The sequence below is a fragment of the Nocardia sp. NPDC001965 genome (assembly GCF_053594175.1).
The window spans coordinates 104,936-120,623 of the sequence record NZ_JBSFDZ010000001.1; the positions used below are offsets into that span (position 1 = coordinate 104,936).

Here is a 15,688-nt window from a genome sequence, read left to right on the forward strand (position 1 = left end):
CGTTTGTGGGGCAGTGCTCGATGTCGCACGGCTGATCTCGGTTCGCACTTCTCGTTGCGGGATCAGTGTTTCTCGGATGTGAGACGAATGATTCGATCGACTTCGTCGACCGTCGGCATGGTGCCTGGGATATCGCCGGCAAACGACTGTGTTGCGACCATGGCGGCAGTAGCCCAGGCGAAGTCGTGCTCGTTTGCGAAATAGCTTGTCGTATCTGCCGCTTCACGCTCGCGGGACCCCGCCAGCAGCCGGTAGATCAGAGCGCCGACGAAGGCAGACCGTGAGCCCGGGATATCGGTGAGTGCGGCTGCCTGCATGCGCGGAATATCGAGTGCCAGGCGATCGGAGCGTACGGTACAGCCGAAGTCCTCGACGACGCAGACGGCTCGGGCTCCGAGCATTCGCAGTTGCTCCGCAATGTGTGGGCCGGAGCGTGCGGGTACCTCTGGCACCAGGTAGTCCAGCTCGCGAACGGATCCGATCAAATAGTCGACGGAGGACATGTATCGGTAGAGAACCTGTGGTGTGTCAACCTTCGCCGAAGTGACGAGCACCGGTGGACGCTTTGCCGAGGCTTGGACTGTTGCCAGCGCCTGCTCGATGACCGGCAGCGGGGGTTCAAGGGTGATGAGGACCGCGTCGGAGTCGGCGAGGGCCGATCGAACAAGTGGAGCGGTGAGTTCAGTGTCGGTCAGCCGAATACGATCGTCGGTGCATGCGATGGTGCCGGTGATCCCTGTACGGCTGACGATGAGGGCAGTGGTCGGGGTGGCCGCGTTCGGCGCTACCTTCACCGAGGACGTGTCGATGTTCTCGGATCGCAGGTAGTCGAGGATGCGCCTGCCCCCTTCGTCATCACCTACGGTGGTGATGAATCGGACATCTATTCCCAGGCGTGCTGCGGCGACGACACAATTCAAACCTTTGCCCCCCGGGTTCGCGGTGAAGCGTCCCCGGGCGAAACCGCGCGCGTCGGGAATGGTGTCCACTTGGTAGATGTGGTCGATCACGGCGTCGCCGATAACGGTGAGTGTTCCGGTGGTGGCCCGTTCGCGGACGAGACCGTAACGGTCGTCTGTGTGAACCGTGCCGGTGACGAGAAGAGCGGCCAACGCCGTGAATGCGCGGCGTTCGGGGGTTGCGCGAAGTGAACGGACTGTGGGGGCGGGCGGAATGGTGTCCGCGGCCGCGAGTCGGTGCAGCCCGCTCCAATGGGTGGAGAGGTATTCGCGGCGCGCACCGAGGTCTTGGGAGTAGAGCGCGGCCGGATCGATCTCGCCCTGATCGAATTCGCGGAGTAGCCCCAATGACAATTCGGCGTCCGTGATCACGCGATGGGTGGGTGGCAGTCGCCGAGCATGTTCCCGTACGAGGGGGAGGACAGCTTCGAGGCGGGAGAGCCGGTGGTCCTGGGCGTAGCGCCTGACAACGGGGAGGTCGAGGAGGGGGCTTATATCGATCTCGGTCGTCCGTAGCCGTTCCGCGCTGAGGCCGGAACGCTTGCACAACCGGGTGAGGATGTTGCGGATCGCGACGATGGCCGTGTCGTCGTGGGGGACCATGTGGCGCGCCTTCCTGGTGTTCGTCGCCGTCCGGGGTTTCAGCCCGTTCGATACTGGCAATAACCATAGTGCAAAGGGCGTTTGACATCATCGTTGACCGGAGATGTGTCAAATGACAGACTTGAGGAGAGTTTTTCCCTCGATCAGAGGAACGGGAGGGCCTGGTGATCGCAGTTCGGAAATCCCTGGCCGGAGGACGTCGAGGCGAGCCACGACGCGGTATCGATCGTGTAAGCGCGGATCCGGAGCCATCTTCCGGAACGGCGCGCTGAGCGCCTTCGTCGACTCGTCCTTCATCCCCCTGACGGCAGCGATGCCGTGCCGGCCGTTTCTCCGGCCCGGTCTCGGTGCCGAGCCCCTGAGGAGGCAGCTGTGACCATCCATATCACCGACTGGCTGATGACCAGTGGTATCTCGCCCGAATTCGCCGAACGTGTGCAGACCCGGCACGGGTCGCGGTGGCGGTTGAGCTGGTTGCCCGGCCGTGATCTGTCGTTCGACCAGGCGTATGCGGGTATGGCCGTGGACGAGACCCTGTCCGATCCCAGGCTGGTGGGCGACGAGGTGGCGCTGGCTCGTGCCGTCGAATCGGTGGGTCTGCTGGGCATGGTGTGGGAGCAGGTGGTCGTGCTGCTGGCGAACCGGGTGGAGGCCCGGCTGCTGGAGTCGCAGTTCATGAACGACCGGATCGCGCCGGGTGGGCCCTATCGGGAAGATCCCGGCGCGATCCGCAGTGGTTCCGCCGCGTGAGCGGGTCTGTTCAGCGGTGTGCGGCGTGGCCTGCGCCGACGGCGTCGGCCAGGCTGCGGTAGCCGGCGGCTCGCAGCCGCTCGGCGATTCCCCGGTGGATGTGTTTGGTCCACAGCGGGCCGCCGTAGATGAATCCGGTGTAGCCCTGCAGCAGGGAGGCGCCGGCGAGGATCCGTTCCCAGGCCTGCTCGGGGGTTTCGATACCGCCGACGGAGACCAGGACCAGCCGGTCGCCGACGCGGGCATACAGCCGGCGCAGGACTTCGAGGGAGCGGTCGGCCACCGGCGGGCCGGACAGTCCGCCCGCCCCGATCGCGGCGACGTGCTCGGGGTCGCTGGCGAGTCCGTCGCGGCCGATTGTCGTATTGGTGGCCACGATGCCCGCGACACCGAGTTCCACGGCCAGATCGGCGGCCGCGTCGATGTCCTCGTCGGACAGGTCGGGCGCGATCTTGACCAGGACCGGTACCCGGACGCTGTCGAGTACGGCGGTGAGGACCGGGCGCAGTGATTCCACGGCCTGCAGATCTCGCAGTCCCGGGGTGTTGGGGGAGCTGACGTTGACGACTACGAAATCGGCGAGCGGCCCGAGCAGGCGGGCGCTGACGGCGTAGTCGTCGGCGGCGTGTGCGGCGTCGACGACCTTCGTCTTGCCGATATTGGCTCCGATCGGCGCGGTCGTCTTCCGGCTGTGCAGCCGGGCGGCCGCGGCGGCGGCGCCGTGGTTGTTGAAGCCCATCCGGTTGATCAGGGCCCGGTCGGCGGGGAGCCGGAACAGGCGGGGCTGCGGATTGCCGGGCTGGGCGGCGGCGGTGACGGTGCCGATCTCGGCGAATCCGAACCCCAGCGCGCCCCAGGCGTCGACTCCGGTGGCGTCTTTGTCGAACCCGGCGGCCAGGCCGAGTGGGGTCGCGAATTCGATTCCGAACGCGGTGGTCCGCAGGATGGGGTCGTTCACGCCGAACAGGCGGTGCAGCAGGGCCCGGGCAGGGGCGAAGGCGGTGGCCGCGCGGATCACACCGAACACGATCCGGTGGATGGTTTCCGGCGGGAGCAGGAACATGACACGGAGCAGTAATCGATACAGCACGCTCATAGCTCCGGTGCGTGCCCGGCCGGGCTGGTGAGTGCGGTTTTGCGCCGACGCAGCAGCACGCGGCGGCTGCCGTCGGTGTAGGCGCGGACGCGGGAGAGTTCCCAGCCGCCGTATTCGGCCTGGATCGACAGCCGCATGGAGGCGGTGACCCGGGTGACGTCGGGCGGCAGACGCAGCGGTATGTACTCGTAGTCCTCGCTGCTGGTGTCCCAGGTTGGCGGGAGTATGGTGCGCGAGGTCGCTGCACGTCGAGTGGATGCCATCACTGCCCTCTCTTGCGCTGGTCCGCGGTGATGCGCTGCAGACCCGGTTCGGTCGCGGAGCCGATGTAGAGATCGCCGGTCGCGTCGTCGACGGTGACCGCGTTCGGCTGCCGGACGGTGGGGTACCGGCCCACCTCGCGCGGTGTTCCCGTCGACAGGTCGTAGCCGACGATCTCGTTGCTCTGCGTGCACGTCGCCCATACGGTGTCAGAACGCCGGTCGTAGGTGAGTGCGTAAGGCGACGATCCTACCGGGTAGCGCTGACGCAGGACGAGCGGATCGGTGGTGAACACGAGGAGCTGGCCGCTGTCGGGGTCGGTGACGACGACCCGGTCGTAGGGTGCTTCCACCACGTTGGCGGCGCCGAATCCGGCGCGGAGCGCGAGCCCGAGCCGCTCGGATCCTGGTGTTATCTCGGTGAGCAGCGTCTGGCGGCGGTCGAGGACCGCGAGGGTGTCGCCGGTGAGGGCGATGGCGTCGGCGGAGACCAGCCCGGAGACCGTCTGCCGGATCTCGCCCGTCCGGTCGAGGATCAGGACGCGGCCGTCGGCGGTGCCGGCGATCAGGGTGCCGTCGGGCCGGGAGCGCACGCTGTACAGCGCGCCGTCGACCGGGATGCGGGTGACGGCCCGGGTGGCGGCGTCGATGCGCAGGATCGCGCCGTCGGTGGCGGCGAGGATCTCGCCCGGGGTTCCGGTGGCGATCGTGGCGGCGGGCGCGGGGAGTCGCACCTCGTGGGTGGTGGGCGGGTCGGTGGCCGGGGTGAAGACGGTGAGGGTGGTGCCGTCGGGGTGCAGTCCCGCGAGGTTCCCGCTGCCGGGGTCGCCGACGAGAGCTGTGAGCGGGGCCGGGGCGGGATACACCTGCCCGGCGGGGGTGACGGTGACCGGTGGGGACACCGCCGGTTGCGCGGGTTCGCGGGTGGGTACGTCGCCGGGCCCCGGCTGGGAGTCGCCGGTGCAGCCGGTCAGCAGGACGGCGGCGGCGAACAGTGTCGCGGCGACGGTAGCGCGGGGGCTGCGGCGCCGGACCCGTTGCGCTGTGTCCGGAAACGACCGATGCTGCATTCGATCATCTGATCACGACGGGGTTGACCGCGATGGCAGCGGGGTATGTGGGGTGTCGGCAGCCGGGCTCCACCGTAGCCCGGGTTACCGTACGGATCAGACGGTGCTGAGGTCAGGAGTCGACGATGCACGAGGTACCGGGTTTTTCCGCCGATGAGGTGACCACGGGCCCGTTCGCGCACGGATTCGGTTGTACCGGCGACGGGCGGACCTTCGCGTTCCGCACGGTGCGGACGATATTGCGGCTGGAGGTGTACCGGCCGGATCTGGATCCGGAGGAGGTGCCGGGAGCCGAGGATGTGGTCGCGATCGCGGAAACCCATGTGACCGATACCGATCTCGACGATGTGCGCAGTGTGGTGGCGCTGGTGCGTGATCTGCTCCCCGCGGCCGAACCGCCGCCGGGAGGCCGTAATGTTCCGACCGTGCGGGCGCTGCTGGCCCGGATCGGGTCGGTGATCGAGGGTATGCAGTGAATGATGGTATGCAGGACGTGATGCGGTACACACCTGTTTCCCGGCTGGTGCGCGGAGTGCGCGCCGGATTTATGTCACTCGTGATTCTGTTCGCGGTGGCGGTGTCGGTCGCCGCCTGCGGCTCCGGGATCGACGAGGACTCGGTGGCCGCGGCGCGGTCGTCGGCGAAGGCCGCGCTGTCCTCGTCCGCGGCGGCGACGTCGCGGACGCTCGCGGCGCGGGCACTGCCGACGGCCGCGGAACTGGACGGTCGGATCAAACAGGCGCTGGACCCGGCGCTGCCGGATACGGAGCGTATCGCGCTGATCGAGGACGGGGAGGCGTTCGCGCAGGCGATCCCGGATATGTACAAGGCGCTGCAGGACAATCCGCGGGCCGTGTACGGGGTCACCGACCCGGTGTTCGACAACCACGACGGAACGGTGACGGCGACGCTGCGGTTGGACAAGGACGGTTCCGGAACCGCGGTCCGCACCACGGTGGTGCATTTCATCTTCCTCGACGGCTCCTGGAAACTGTCGCGGACCGATCTGTGCGGGATCCTGCGTTCGGCCGATTACCGAACCGCGGCGTGCGGCTAGGCGGGGCCCGCGCAGATGCTCACGGCGGGGACCCACGGGTGGGGTCGTTTCGTATACCGGCATCGGTTGGCGGTACTCGTGGTCTTCCTGGCCCTGGTCGCGGTATCGGGCCTGTACGGCCGTGATCTCGCGGATCGGCTGACGCAGGAGGGCTGGTTCGACGAGTCGAGTGAATCGGTGGCGGCGTCGAAGCTGGCCGATTCGACATTCGGCCGGGACACCGACAGTGATGTGATCGCCCTGTACACCGCGCCGCCGGGGCGTACGGTGGACGATCCGCAGGTGCGGGCGGCGGTGACCGATCAGCTGGCCGGTCTGCTGCGCGAACATCCCGGCGAAGTGCTGCGTATCGACAGTTATTGGGATACCGGCTTGTCGGGCCAGTTCGCCGACGCGTCCCGCACCCACGCGTTCGCCAGTATCGGTCTGCGCGGCGAGGGTTCGGTGACCGTCGACAACTATCAGGCGATTCTCGGCGATCTGGCTTCGGACGGCCCGGGTACCGGCCCGGCGGGCACGACAGTGCAGCTGGCGGGGTTGCAACCGGTGGTGGAGGGCATCAACACCGGGATGCAGGACGATATCCGGCGGGCGGAGATGATCGCGCTACCGCTGGTGGCGATCCTGTTGTACTTCGTTTTCGGTGGGATGGTGGCCGCGTTGCTGCCGGTACTGGTCGGCGGGATGACGATCCTGGGCACCCAGGGCATCATGCGGGGGCTCACCGGCTTTATCGACGTGAACGTGTTCGCCAGCGCTGTCGTCACATTGGTGAGCCTGGGATTGGCGATCGATTACGGCCTGTTCACGGTCACGCGATTCCGGGAGGAGCTCGGGGCGGGACGCAGCGTGGAGGACGCGGTGGCGCGTACGGTTGCCACCGCCGGGCGCACGGTGTTGTTCTCGGCGGCGATCATCGCGGTCAGTCTCGGCGCGCTGTTCATCTTCCCGAACGGTGTTCTCCGGTCGGTACCGTACGGCGGGATCAGTTCGGTACTGCTGGCGGCGGTGCTGTCGGTGACAGCGCTTCCGGCGATGCTGGCGATCGCAGGGACGAAGATCGATCTGTGGCAGTGGCGCCGATTCGCGCGGGCCAGTACGGAGGCCGAGATCGATCGGGGGATCTTCTCCCGGCTCGCCGTCCGGTCGATGGCGCGGCCGTGGGCGGTGATCGTGCCGGTGGTGCTGGGCCTGCTGTTGTTGATGGTGCCGTTCCGGCATATCGAGTTCGGGGGTCTGAGCGAGAAATATCTGGCCCGGGACAATCCGGCGCGGGTGGCGCAGGAGCAGTTCGATGTGCTGTTCCCCGGTTTCCGGACCGAGCCGTTGCGGCTGGTGGTGACCGGCGCCGATGCGACCCAGCTGAGCGATATCCGCATCGAGGCGAACGCGACCCCGGGTTTGACCGGTCCGTTCGAACCGGCGGCGCCGACCCTGGACGGTATCAATGTGCTGGAGGCCGGTCTGGTGGACGATCGCGCCGCCGATACCGCGATCGCGGTGTTGCGCGGGATCTCCGAACCCGACGGTGTGCAGGTGCTGGTGGCCGGGGTTCCGGCGCTGGAGCGCGACAGTATCCACGGGCTGCTCGACGGGTTGCCGTTGCTGGCGGCGATCCTGGTGGCGGCCGCGCTGGCGTTGATGTACGCGGCGTTCCGGTCGCTGATCCTGGCGGTGAAGGCGGTGGCGATGTCGGCGCTGGGTCTGGGGGCGACGCTGGGCGTTCTGACGTGGATTTTCGTGGAGGGGCACGGATCGGATCTGTTCGATTTCACGCCGGGTCCGCTGATGTTCGCGGTGCTGGTATTGATCGTGACCGTGGTGTTCGGGTTGTCGACCGACTACGAGGTGTTCCTGTTGTCCCGGGTGGTGGAGGCGCACGCCGGCGGAGCCGAACCGCCCGAGGCGATCCGGTACGGGATCGCGCACACCGGCGGGGTGATCACCTCGGCGGCGGCGATCCTGATCGTGGTGACGGGCGCGTTCGGTTTTTCGGAGCTGGTGATGATGAAGTACATCGCCTACGGGATGATCGCGGCCCTGGTGTTGGACGCGACGGTGATCCGCATGCTGCTCACCCCGGCCGTGCTGAAACTGATCTGGCGGCCGCGCCGGCTAGGGCGTCAGGACGAGACGACCGCGTAGTCCGCCTTTTTCGAGCAGGCCGTGTGCTTCGGCGGCGCGGTCCAAGGGCAGGGTGCCGGCGACTCGCAGGGTGAGGTCCCGGGTGGTGAGATCGGCGAGGGCGGCGCCGTCGGCGCTGATCCATTGCTGATGGATTCCGATGCCGCGCAACGGTATCAGTGGTTGTCCGCCCGTCACGCCGGCGAACGCCCCGCGAGTGCGTACCGCGGCGAGGGCAGAGATCCCCAGTCCGGCCGTATCCAGCGCGCCGTCGACGCCGCCGGGTACCAGCCGCCGCAGGTGCGCGGCGAGGTCGGTGGTATCGCGATCGACGAACCATTCGGCTCCGATACCGCGTAGGAACGGTGCATCGGTGTTGCCGGCGTGCGCGGCGACCCGCAGCCCGCGGCGCGCCGCCAGTTCCACGGCGAACCCCCCGACAGCGCCCGCGGCACCGGTTATCAGCACGGTGCTGCCCGGGGTGAGGGCGAGCAGATCCAAGGACTGCGCGGCGGTCAGCGCGTTGAGCGGAAGTGTCGCCGCGGCGGTCGCGGCGACACCTCGCGGCGCGGGGGCCACCGCGTTCGCGTCGAGGACGATGTATTCGGCGTAGGCGCCGAGCGCAGTGTCCAGCAGGTCGCGCAGTCCGATCACGGGCTGTTCCACGGTGAATCCGGTTGTCTGTGGGCCGAGCTCTGCGACGGTACCGGCGACGTCCCATCCGAGTCCGGTCGTCGTTCTGGCCGACATGAGCCCGGCAGCGACGAGAGCGCCGGTTCGGGTGGCCACATCGACGGGGTTGACCGTCGCGGCTTCGACGCGGATCAGCAGTTGCCCCGGACCGGGGCGCGGGATCGGTGTCCGGATGACTTCGAGGACACCGGTTCCGCCGTAGCCGCGGGCGATGACGGCCCGCATCTTCTCGTTTGTCACCATGTGCACAATTTTCGGAGTGCTACTCTCTTTCCGGAAGTAGGCACTTCCAGGTGCGTAGGGAACTGTGAGGAGGCTTGTGATGGCCACTCGGACCGCCGCGCAACAACGGATCGAGGCCGGTGCCGCCTACGACGCCTATCTCGCGGACTGCCCGGCCCGTCACCTGCTGGACCGTATCGCCGACAAATGGGTGAGCCTGACAATCAACGCGCTCGCCGCGGGCCCGCAGCGTTACAGCGATCTGCGTCGTCGGTTGGCGAGTATCAGCCAGAAGATGCTCACTCAGACACTCCGGAATCTCGAACGGGACGGGCTGGTCTCGCGCACGGTGACCCCTTCGGTGCCGATGCGTGTCGACTACGAACTGACCGAACTCGGCAGTTCGCTCCTGCCGGTGATGCAGGCCGTCAAGGATTGGTCCGAACTCCACATGGACAGCGTCCACGCGGCCCGCGAGTCCTACGATTCTCGCCCTGACCGGCCCTGATCGGAAACCTCTCCGGCTCCGGGATGTCCGCAGCAGCCGATCACTTCTCGGCTGCGCCGACCGTGTGTCGCTCCGGACCACGGCTGCGCCGAATCTGCCCCACCCACGCTCAGCCGCGTATCCGGCGCGCCGGCAGCACCAACTGCGCACCGGTATCGGGATGGTCGAGGACTTCGACCGGGTATCGATAGACGCGGCTGAGCAGTTCCCCGGTGAGGATTTCGCGCGGCGGTCCGGCGGCCGCGACCCGGCCGGCGTCGAGAACAGCGACGCGGTCGGCGTAGGCGGCGGCCGACGCCAGATCGTGCAGGACCACCACCACGGCGGCGCCGGTCGCGGCGCGGTCGGCGGCGAGCGTGAGCACAGCCTCCTGATGTCCCAGGTCCAGTGCGGCGGTCGGTTCGTCCAGCAGCAGGGTCGAGGTGTCCTGTGCCAGCACCCGGGCGAGCGCCACCCGGGCCCGTTCACCGCCGGACAGGCTCGGGAAGGCGCGCCCGGCCAGATGCGTGCTGTCGGTGGCGGCCATGGCGGCCGCGATGATCTCCTGGTCGCGGTCCGCGCGGGAGGTTCGCTGCCAGGGCGCGCGCCCCATGGCGATCACCTCGGCGGCGGTGAACGGGAACCCCACCGTGTGGGATTGGGGTAGTACGGCGCGGCGCCGCGCCATATCGATCGGTGTCCATCGATCGAGGGGGCGGTCGTCGAGTTCGATATCGCCCTGCCCGGGTTCCAGCTCGCCGGCCAGTACCGCGAGCAGTGTCGACTTTCCGGCGCCGTTGGGGCCCACCAATGCCACAACCTCACCGGCCGCGACCTCGAAATCGACCCCGTCCAGTACCCGGCGGGTTCCGCCGCCGCCCCCGTGCCGGTCCAGGGTGATTCCCCGGGCCCGCAGCGTGACACTGCCCGCTTCCGGGGCGCGGGGCAGTTCGTGTGTACGGCGCAGCAGCCCGGTGAGTCCGTGGCGCAGGGTGGCCGGGGCGGTCGTCATGCCCAGCCTCCCGCCCGCGCCCTGGTGCGGCGCAACAACCAGAAGAAGAACGGGGCGCCGATGAGCGAAGTGAGCATGCCCAGCGGTAGGTCGGCATTGTCGACCAGGGAACGGGCGGCGACATCGGCGCCGAGCAGCACCACGGCGCCGAGGACCGCGCTGACCGGGATGAGTGCCCGGTGTCCGGGCCCGACGATCATCCGGACGACATGCGGGACGATCAGGCCGACGAACAGGATGATCCCGGTGAACGCCACCCCCGCGGTGGTGAGCACCGCGACGATCACGATCACTGTGCGCCGTAGCCGCTCCACATCGACACCGAGGTGGCGGGCCGCGGATTCGCCGAGCGCGAGCAGATCGAGCCGGGGCGCGACGAGTACCGCGGCAGCTGTTCCGGCGACAGTGAGTACCGCGACGACCGTGACCGCGTCCCAGGTGGCGCCGTTGAGGCTGCCCAACTGCCAGAAGACGATCTGATCGCGGGCAGCGGGTGAGGCGACGAACAGCAGGAACGCGATGAGCCCGCCGGCGAACGCGTTGACGGCCACACCGGTGAGTACCAGGGTGACCACCTCGGTGCGGCCGCCCGACCGGGACAGCACATACACCAGCGCCGTGGTGAACAGTCCGGCGACGAACGCGGCGGCCGCGACCGACCAGGCGGCGACGAACGCCCCGCCGAAGACGATCACTGTTCCGGCGCCTACTGCCGCACCCGAGGACACACCGATCACGCCCGGTTCGGCGAGCGGGTTGGCGAACACACCCTGTAGCAGTGCGCCGGCCGTGGCGAGCGCGGCTCCCACCAGAATCGCCAGAACGACCCGCGGGAACCGGACCTCCCACAGGGTGACCTCGCCGGCGGGATGCGCGGGTACGGGACCCCAGTCGAGGCCGATGCGGTGGGCGACGCTACCGGCCACCTCGGCCGGCGTGGTGGGTACCTGCCCGATCGCGGCGGAGGCCAGCGCCAAGGCGACCAGTACCGCCGCGGCGACAGTGAAGGCCAGGACAGCGCGGCGTTGCCGATGATCGGTGGCGGGGGGAGCGGGTCGTTTCTCCAGTTCGACGGTCATGCCGGATTCATCCGCACGAGCGAGGCCCTCCGTGGTCGGGCGCTGTCGCCGCTTCCGTGTCCGGTTCGCTCATGCGCCGGCTCGGCCGTAGACGGCGTCGGACAGGGCGGCGATGACGCGGCCGGTGTTCGGGCCGAACGACAGCAGCACCGCGTCGGACATGTCGACGATGCGTTTGTTGCGTCCGGCGGGAGTCTGCGCGATGCCGGGGATCTGCACGATCCCGTCGACCCCGCCGATCGATTTCATTCCGTCGGTCATCACCAGCAGCACGTCCGGCGCGGCCGCGATCATCGCTTCGCTGGTGATGGCGGTGAACGGTTCGGTGAGTCCGGCCTGTTGCCCGGCGTCTTCGGCGTGGAGCGCGGCAATGAGCGCGTCCGCGCCGGAGCCGGGCCCGGCGAGCATGGTGATGGCGCTGGATCGTAGATACAGGAACGCGATCCGCAGTCCGGGGTCCGGGGTGGGGACGGCCGCAGAAGCGGCCGCGATCTCGTCGCTGGTCCGCTGCCCGAGTTCCTGTCCGCGCCCGGGCACACCGAGGGCACCCGCGACGGCCTCGATCTGCGGCACCACACCCTCCATGGTGCGTTCCGGGTCGAAGTAGACGACGGTGATCCCGGTGGCACGCAACTGCTCCCGGACAGCCGGTGAGGCGCTGGTGGTGTCGGTGAGGAACACGCTGGGCCGGAGCGCCAGAATCGATTCGACGTTGAGTGAGCCGTTGCCGCCGGTGACGTTCGGCAGGTGGGCGACGGCGGGGAACGCCGCTGCGGTGCTGCGGCCCACCATGTTCTGGCCCAGCCCCAATGCCCACACGATCTGGGCGAGGGTGCCGTACCGGTCGGCGGCGACGATCCGGCTCGCGTCGGTGACGGTGACATCGGTGCCGTCGAAGGATCGGACGGTGGCCGGCAGTACCGGGGTGGGCGCCGGGGTGATCGGGACCGGGTCCAGGTCGCCGAGGACCGCGGTGGCCGGGCCCTGCTGTCCGGTGGCGCTCGCGGGTTCGGGACTGCCGCAGGCCGCGGTGAGGACGAGCAGGCCTGCCGCGAGTCCTGCCAGCAGTGCGCGCGCCCCTCCGGAGCGGACCCGGTGATACCTCATGAAGGCAAGGCTAATCCGTGCGGGTGTGAGCGGTGATCGCCCGCCCCCGGTCTACGGGGTGGAGCTCACATCGTCGAGGGCGGCGGCGATCGCCCGCGGGAGCTCCAGCGTCTCGGCGGCCAGTACCCCGGTGAGCTGCCCCATGTCGCGGGCCCCGACGAGCATGCTCGCGACGCCGGGTCGGTCCCGCACCCATGCCAACGCGACAGCCAGTGGTGACGTGGCCAGGCCGTCGGCGGCGGTGACGAGGGCGTCGACGACCGCGGTCGCCCGGTCGTCGTCGAGACGGCCGCGGATCTCGGCGGCGGTGGCTTCGTCCGCGGCGCGGGAATCGGCCGGGACACCGTCGCGGTATTTGCCGGTGAGGATGCCACCCGCCAGTGGCGCGGTGGCCACCAGTCCGGCCCCGTGATGTGCGGCGGCCGGCGCTGTATCGTCCTCGGCGCCGCGTGTGAGCAGCGAGTACGGGGTCTGGACGGCCGCGATCGGGCTGACCGCGGCCAGGCTGGCGAGCTGCCAGGCGGTGAATCCACGGACCCCCGCGTATCGGGTGCGGCCGGAGGTGACCGCGTATTGGAGGGTGGCGGCGATCTCGTCGAGCGGGGTACCCGGGTCCCAGGCGGTGATCTGCCACAGGTCGAGATGGTCGGTGCCCAGTTCCAGCAGGGTGCGGTCCAGCTGCCGCAGCAGGGTGCGCCGCGAACAGTCGACGGTGATCCGGGCCTGCCCGTGGGGCGGCGGCTCGCTGCCGACGGGAACCGAGGGCAGATGTGGTACCAGGCCGGCGCCGGCGCACAGAACGAGTTCGTCGCGCGACACCAGATCGCCGAGGAGGTCGGCGAGGATCCGCTGCGCGGCGCCGCCGGCATAGGCGGGGGAGGTGTCGACGAGGGTCCCGCCGGATTCGGTGAACGCGATCAGTTGCGCGGCGGCGGTATCGGGATCGGTGTGGCTGCCCCAGGTGTGGGTGGCCAGACCGATCCGGGAAACCCGCAGTCCGGTGCGGCCGACGGTGCGCTGTTCCATCACCGGGTCCCCGGGGCCGGGATGAGCGGATCGGGCCCGGAGGTGGTGGTCCGATGCGGTCGCGTGCGTTCCGGCCGCGGCATCGGTGTGTTGACCGATCGGCCGGTCTCGCTCATGTGCAGAAGACACGGCACGGTTCGACGTTTCCTCACGGCGCCCAGCCTAGAGCGTGTCCGCGCGGGCGCGGTCCGGGACGAACCGTCCGCGCGGCGTGTCCCCGGCGAGCGGCCGCTGCGCGGGACCGGGCGTGGGCACTGTAGGGTCGCTGCGGTCGTCGCCGTGCCCGGATGCGGCCGGGATGCCGTAAGACCGGAGGCGGAGCGGGTTTTCGGCGTTGTACAGGAGGATGTGTGGTTGGCGAGTCGATGACCTGGGTGCAGGCGTTGGTGCTCGGATTGGTGCAGGGTCTGACGGAGTTCCTGCCGGTTTCGTCGTCGGGGCATCTGCGGATCGTGTCCTCGGTGTTCTTCGGTGAGGACGCGGGTGCCTCGTTCACCGCGGTCACCCAGCTCGGAACCGAGGCCGCTGTGCTGCTTTTCTTCGCCAAGGACATCTGGCGCATCGTCTGCGTGTGGTGTGCCACCGTGTTCGAGAAGCTGACCGCCCGGTCCCGGGAGAACGTGCCCGTCAGCGAAATGGTCACCACCAAGCTGCCGGTCGTCACCGGATCGGGTCCGGCCGGGTACGACCCGGACGCGGAAGCGCAACGCGAACTCGATTACCGGATGGGCTGGTATGTGATCATCGCCACCATCCCGATCGGTGTGCTGGGGATCGTGTTCAAGGACCAGATCCGTACCGGGGCTCGTAATCTGTGGCTGGTCGCGATCATGCTGATCGTGTTCGCGCTGGTGATCGCCGCGGCCGAACATTTCGGCCGGAAAGAGCGCCCGCTGGAGCAACTCACCACCCGGGACGGTCTGGTGATGGGTTTCGCGCAGTGCCTGGCATTGATCCCCGGGGTGTCGCGGTCGGGTGCCACGTCCAGCGCGGGCCTGTTCCTCGGTTTGAAACGCGAGGCGGCGGTTCGGTTCTCGTTCCTGCTGGCGATCCCGGCGGTCACCGCGTCCGGACTGTTCAGTCTCCCGGACGCTTTCGAGCCCGCGGGTGAGGGCCTGAATGCCTCGGGTGCGCAGTTGCTGGTGGCGACGTTGGTGGCGTTCGCCGTGGGTTATGCGTCGGTGGCGTGGCTGCTGCGGTTCGTGGAGAAGCATTCGTTCTACTGGTTCGTCGCCTACCGGATCGTGCTGGGGTTCGTGATCATCGGCCTGCTCGCGGGCGGAGTCGTGTCGGCCACATGACCGGAACTGGTGCGGGCCCCGCGATGGCCCGGCGCGGGTTCGCCGCCACTGGGGCCGGGCCCGACCGCGGGCCGGGCCCGAGCACGCCCATTAGGCTGGCTTCATGACGGTGATCCTGCTGCGACACGGTGTGTCGACGTCCAATACCAGCGGCACACTCGCCGGCCGTAGTTCCGGTGTGGAACTCACCGACCGCGGTGGCGAACAGGCCCGGATCGTCGCCGACCGGCTGACCGGGTTACCGATCTCGCGAATCGTGACCTCACCACTGCTGCGCTGCCAGCGCACCGTGTCCCCGCTGGCCGCCGAACTCGGTCTGGAACCGGTGGTCGACGACCGTCTCGCCGAGGTCGACTACGGCGAATGGACCGGCCGCAAGATCCACGACCTGCTGCAGGAACCGCTGTGGCAGGTGGTGCAGCGGCACGCCTCGGCCGCGGTGTTCCCCGGCGGCGAGGGATTGGCTCAGGTGCAGGCGCGGGCGGTATCGGCGATCCGGGAACACGACCGGGCCTTGGCCGAACTGCACGACGGGGACCAGCTGTGGGTGGCCTGCACCCATGGTGATGTGATCAAGTCGGTGCTCGCCGACGCGCTCGGGATCCATCTCGACGGCTTCCAGCGGATCATGGTCGAACCCGCCTCGCTGAGCGTTGTCCGCTACACCCGCACCGCGCCGTTCGTCACTCGGATGAACGACACCGGTGCGGACCTGTCCGGTCTGGCGCCCGCGCCGAAGGCCGAATCCGGCACATCGGGCCCGGTGCCCGGTGGGGAGATCGGCGCGGGAAGGAAAGACGGATAATGGGTATGCCCGATACCGGCGGACGCGGCTCGGATCG

Annotated in this window: 16 protein-coding genes; 7 read left to right on the top strand and 9 right to left on the bottom strand. The window is 68.9% G+C overall.

The features are described from left to right. Positions 1-62 precede the first annotated feature (62 nt). Positions 63-1,331 (bottom strand): carbohydrate kinase family protein, encoded by a 1,269-nt coding sequence (locus tag ACWCPQ_RS00485; RefSeq protein ID WP_449893137.1) that lies wholly within the window; start codon positions 1,329-1,331, stop codon positions 63-65. Positions 1,332-1,934: 603 nt separating this feature from the next. Here ACWCPQ_RS00485 and ACWCPQ_RS00490 point away from each other — a divergent pair. After that, the gene (locus ACWCPQ_RS00490) at positions 1,935-2,312 is read left to right on the top strand and encodes a hypothetical protein (RefSeq protein WP_449893138.1); all 378 of its coding nucleotides are present in this window, start codon (positions 1,935-1,937) and stop codon (positions 2,310-2,312) included. 10 nt (positions 2,313-2,322) lie between these two features. Here ACWCPQ_RS00490 and ACWCPQ_RS00495 read toward each other — a convergent pair whose 3' ends face one another. The 3 genes from ACWCPQ_RS00495 to ACWCPQ_RS00505 are packed head-to-tail and all read right to left on the bottom strand — an operon-like array spanning position 2,323 to position 4,738. Next, positions 2,323-3,399 (bottom strand): quinone-dependent dihydroorotate dehydrogenase, encoded by a 1,077-nt coding sequence (locus ACWCPQ_RS00495; protein WP_449894352.1) that lies wholly within the window; start codon positions 3,397-3,399, stop codon positions 2,323-2,325. A gap of 5 nt (positions 3,400-3,404) precedes the next feature. Further along, positions 3,405-3,671 (bottom strand): DUF5703 family protein, encoded by a 267-nt coding sequence (locus ACWCPQ_RS00500; protein WP_449893139.1) that lies wholly within the window; start codon positions 3,669-3,671, stop codon positions 3,405-3,407. Next, the gene (locus tag ACWCPQ_RS00505; RefSeq protein ID WP_449893141.1) at positions 3,671-4,738 is read right to left on the bottom strand and encodes a hypothetical protein; all 1,068 of its coding nucleotides are present in this window, start codon (positions 4,736-4,738) and stop codon (positions 3,671-3,673) included. Before ACWCPQ_RS00505 ends, ACWCPQ_RS00500 begins: the two co-directional genes overlap by 1 nt. A 125-nt stretch (positions 4,739-4,863) precedes the next feature. Here ACWCPQ_RS00505 and ACWCPQ_RS00510 point away from each other — a divergent pair, with 125 nt between their 5' ends. From ACWCPQ_RS00510 to ACWCPQ_RS00520, 3 genes are read left to right on the top strand one after another with little or no spacing between them, the layout of a single operon-like run. Then, positions 4,864-5,214: a hypothetical protein gene (locus ACWCPQ_RS00510; protein ID WP_449893142.1), complete on the top strand. Its 351-nt coding sequence runs from the start codon at positions 4,864-4,866 to the stop codon at positions 5,212-5,214. A 20-nt stretch (positions 5,215-5,234) separates the two neighbouring features. Continuing rightward, positions 5,235-5,795: a hypothetical protein gene (locus ACWCPQ_RS00515; protein WP_449893144.1), complete on the top strand. Its 561-nt coding sequence runs from the start codon at positions 5,235-5,237 to the stop codon at positions 5,793-5,795. A gap of 15 nt (positions 5,796-5,810) precedes the next feature. Continuing rightward, positions 5,811-7,940, top strand: a complete 2,130-nt coding sequence (locus ACWCPQ_RS00520) for an MMPL family transporter (protein ID WP_449893146.1) — start codon at positions 5,811-5,813, stop codon at positions 7,938-7,940. On the opposite strand, the gene ACWCPQ_RS00525 is transcribed toward ACWCPQ_RS00520, so the two are convergent. Beyond that, positions 7,911-8,855, bottom strand: coding sequence for an NADP-dependent oxidoreductase (locus ACWCPQ_RS00525; protein ID WP_449893148.1), 945 nt, complete (start codon positions 8,853-8,855; stop codon positions 7,911-7,913). The two genes, ACWCPQ_RS00520 and ACWCPQ_RS00525, sit on opposite strands and share 30 nt — an antisense overlap. A 79-nt stretch (positions 8,856-8,934) precedes the next feature. Between ACWCPQ_RS00525 and ACWCPQ_RS00530 the strand changes: the two genes are divergently transcribed. Then, positions 8,935-9,342, top strand: coding sequence for a winged helix-turn-helix transcriptional regulator (locus tag ACWCPQ_RS00530; RefSeq protein WP_449893150.1), 408 nt, complete (start codon positions 8,935-8,937; stop codon positions 9,340-9,342). A gap of 109 nt (positions 9,343-9,451) precedes the next feature. On the opposite strand, the gene ACWCPQ_RS00535 is transcribed toward ACWCPQ_RS00530, so the two are convergent. The 4 genes from ACWCPQ_RS00535 to ACWCPQ_RS00550 form a co-directional block, all read right to left on the bottom strand. Then, positions 9,452-10,333 (bottom strand): heme ABC transporter ATP-binding protein, encoded by an 882-nt coding sequence (locus ACWCPQ_RS00535; protein WP_449893152.1) that lies wholly within the window; start codon positions 10,331-10,333, stop codon positions 9,452-9,454. Next, a complete protein-coding gene (locus tag ACWCPQ_RS00540) occupies positions 10,330-11,412 on the bottom strand; it encodes a FecCD family ABC transporter permease (RefSeq protein ID WP_449893154.1) in 1,083 nt (360 codons plus the stop codon). Before ACWCPQ_RS00540 ends, ACWCPQ_RS00535 begins: the two co-directional genes overlap by 4 nt. A gap of 69 nt (positions 11,413-11,481) precedes the next feature. Further along, the gene (locus ACWCPQ_RS00545; RefSeq protein WP_449893156.1) at positions 11,482-12,519 is read right to left on the bottom strand and encodes a heme/hemin ABC transporter substrate-binding protein; all 1,038 of its coding nucleotides are present in this window, start codon (positions 12,517-12,519) and stop codon (positions 11,482-11,484) included. Positions 12,520-12,570: 51 nt separating this feature from the next. Further along, positions 12,571-13,545, bottom strand: a complete 975-nt coding sequence (locus ACWCPQ_RS00550) for an aldo/keto reductase (RefSeq protein WP_449893157.1) — start codon at positions 13,543-13,545, stop codon at positions 12,571-12,573. Positions 13,546-13,910: 365 nt separating this feature from the next. Here ACWCPQ_RS00550 and ACWCPQ_RS00555 point away from each other — a divergent pair, with 365 nt between their 5' ends. Both ACWCPQ_RS00555 and ACWCPQ_RS00560 read left to right on the top strand, forming a co-directional pair. Then, a complete protein-coding gene (locus ACWCPQ_RS00555; RefSeq protein WP_449894353.1) occupies positions 13,911-14,846 on the top strand; it encodes an undecaprenyl-diphosphate phosphatase in 936 nt (311 codons plus the stop codon). A gap of 103 nt (positions 14,847-14,949) precedes the next feature. Continuing rightward, complete coding sequence (locus tag ACWCPQ_RS00560; protein WP_449893159.1) at positions 14,950-15,651, top strand: histidine phosphatase family protein; 702 nt, start codon at positions 14,950-14,952, stop codon at positions 15,649-15,651. Positions 15,652-15,688 lie beyond the last annotated feature (37 nt).

Excerpts from the sequence above, each read along its gene's own strand:
- ACWCPQ_RS00500 (WP_449893139.1), bottom strand. The coding sequence starts at position 3,671 with ATGGCATCCACTCGACGTGCAGCGACCTCGCGCACCATACTCCCGCCA.
- ACWCPQ_RS00505 (WP_449893141.1), bottom strand. The coding sequence starts at position 4,738 with ATGCAGCATCGGTCGTTTCCGGACACAGCGCAACGGGTCCGGCGCCGC.
- ACWCPQ_RS00510 (WP_449893142.1), top strand. The coding sequence starts at position 4,864 with ATGCACGAGGTACCGGGTTTTTCCGCCGATGAGGTGACCACGGGCCCG.
- ACWCPQ_RS00515 (WP_449893144.1), top strand. The coding sequence starts at position 5,235 with ATGCGGTACACACCTGTTTCCCGGCTGGTGCGCGGAGTGCGCGCCGGA.
- ACWCPQ_RS00520 (WP_449893146.1), top strand. The coding sequence starts at position 5,811 with ATGCTCACGGCGGGGACCCACGGGTGGGGTCGTTTCGTATACCGGCAT.
- ACWCPQ_RS00525 (WP_449893148.1), bottom strand. The coding sequence starts at position 8,855 with ATGGTGACAAACGAGAAGATGCGGGCCGTCATCGCCCGCGGCTACGGC.
- ACWCPQ_RS00530 (WP_449893150.1), top strand. The coding sequence starts at position 8,935 with ATGGCCACTCGGACCGCCGCGCAACAACGGATCGAGGCCGGTGCCGCC.
- ACWCPQ_RS00535 (WP_449893152.1), bottom strand. The coding sequence starts at position 10,333 with ATGACGACCGCCCCGGCCACCCTGCGCCACGGACTCACCGGGCTGCTG.
- ACWCPQ_RS00540 (WP_449893154.1), bottom strand. The coding sequence starts at position 11,412 with ATGACCGTCGAACTGGAGAAACGACCCGCTCCCCCCGCCACCGATCAT.
- ACWCPQ_RS00545 (WP_449893156.1), bottom strand. The coding sequence starts at position 12,519 with ATGAGGTATCACCGGGTCCGCTCCGGAGGGGCGCGCGCACTGCTGGCA.
- ACWCPQ_RS00550 (WP_449893157.1), bottom strand. The coding sequence starts at position 13,545 with ATGGAACAGCGCACCGTCGGCCGCACCGGACTGCGGGTTTCCCGGATC.
- ACWCPQ_RS00555 (WP_449894353.1), top strand. The coding sequence starts at position 13,911 with ATGACCTGGGTGCAGGCGTTGGTGCTCGGATTGGTGCAGGGTCTGACG.
- ACWCPQ_RS00560 (WP_449893159.1), top strand. The coding sequence starts at position 14,950 with ATGACGGTGATCCTGCTGCGACACGGTGTGTCGACGTCCAATACCAGC.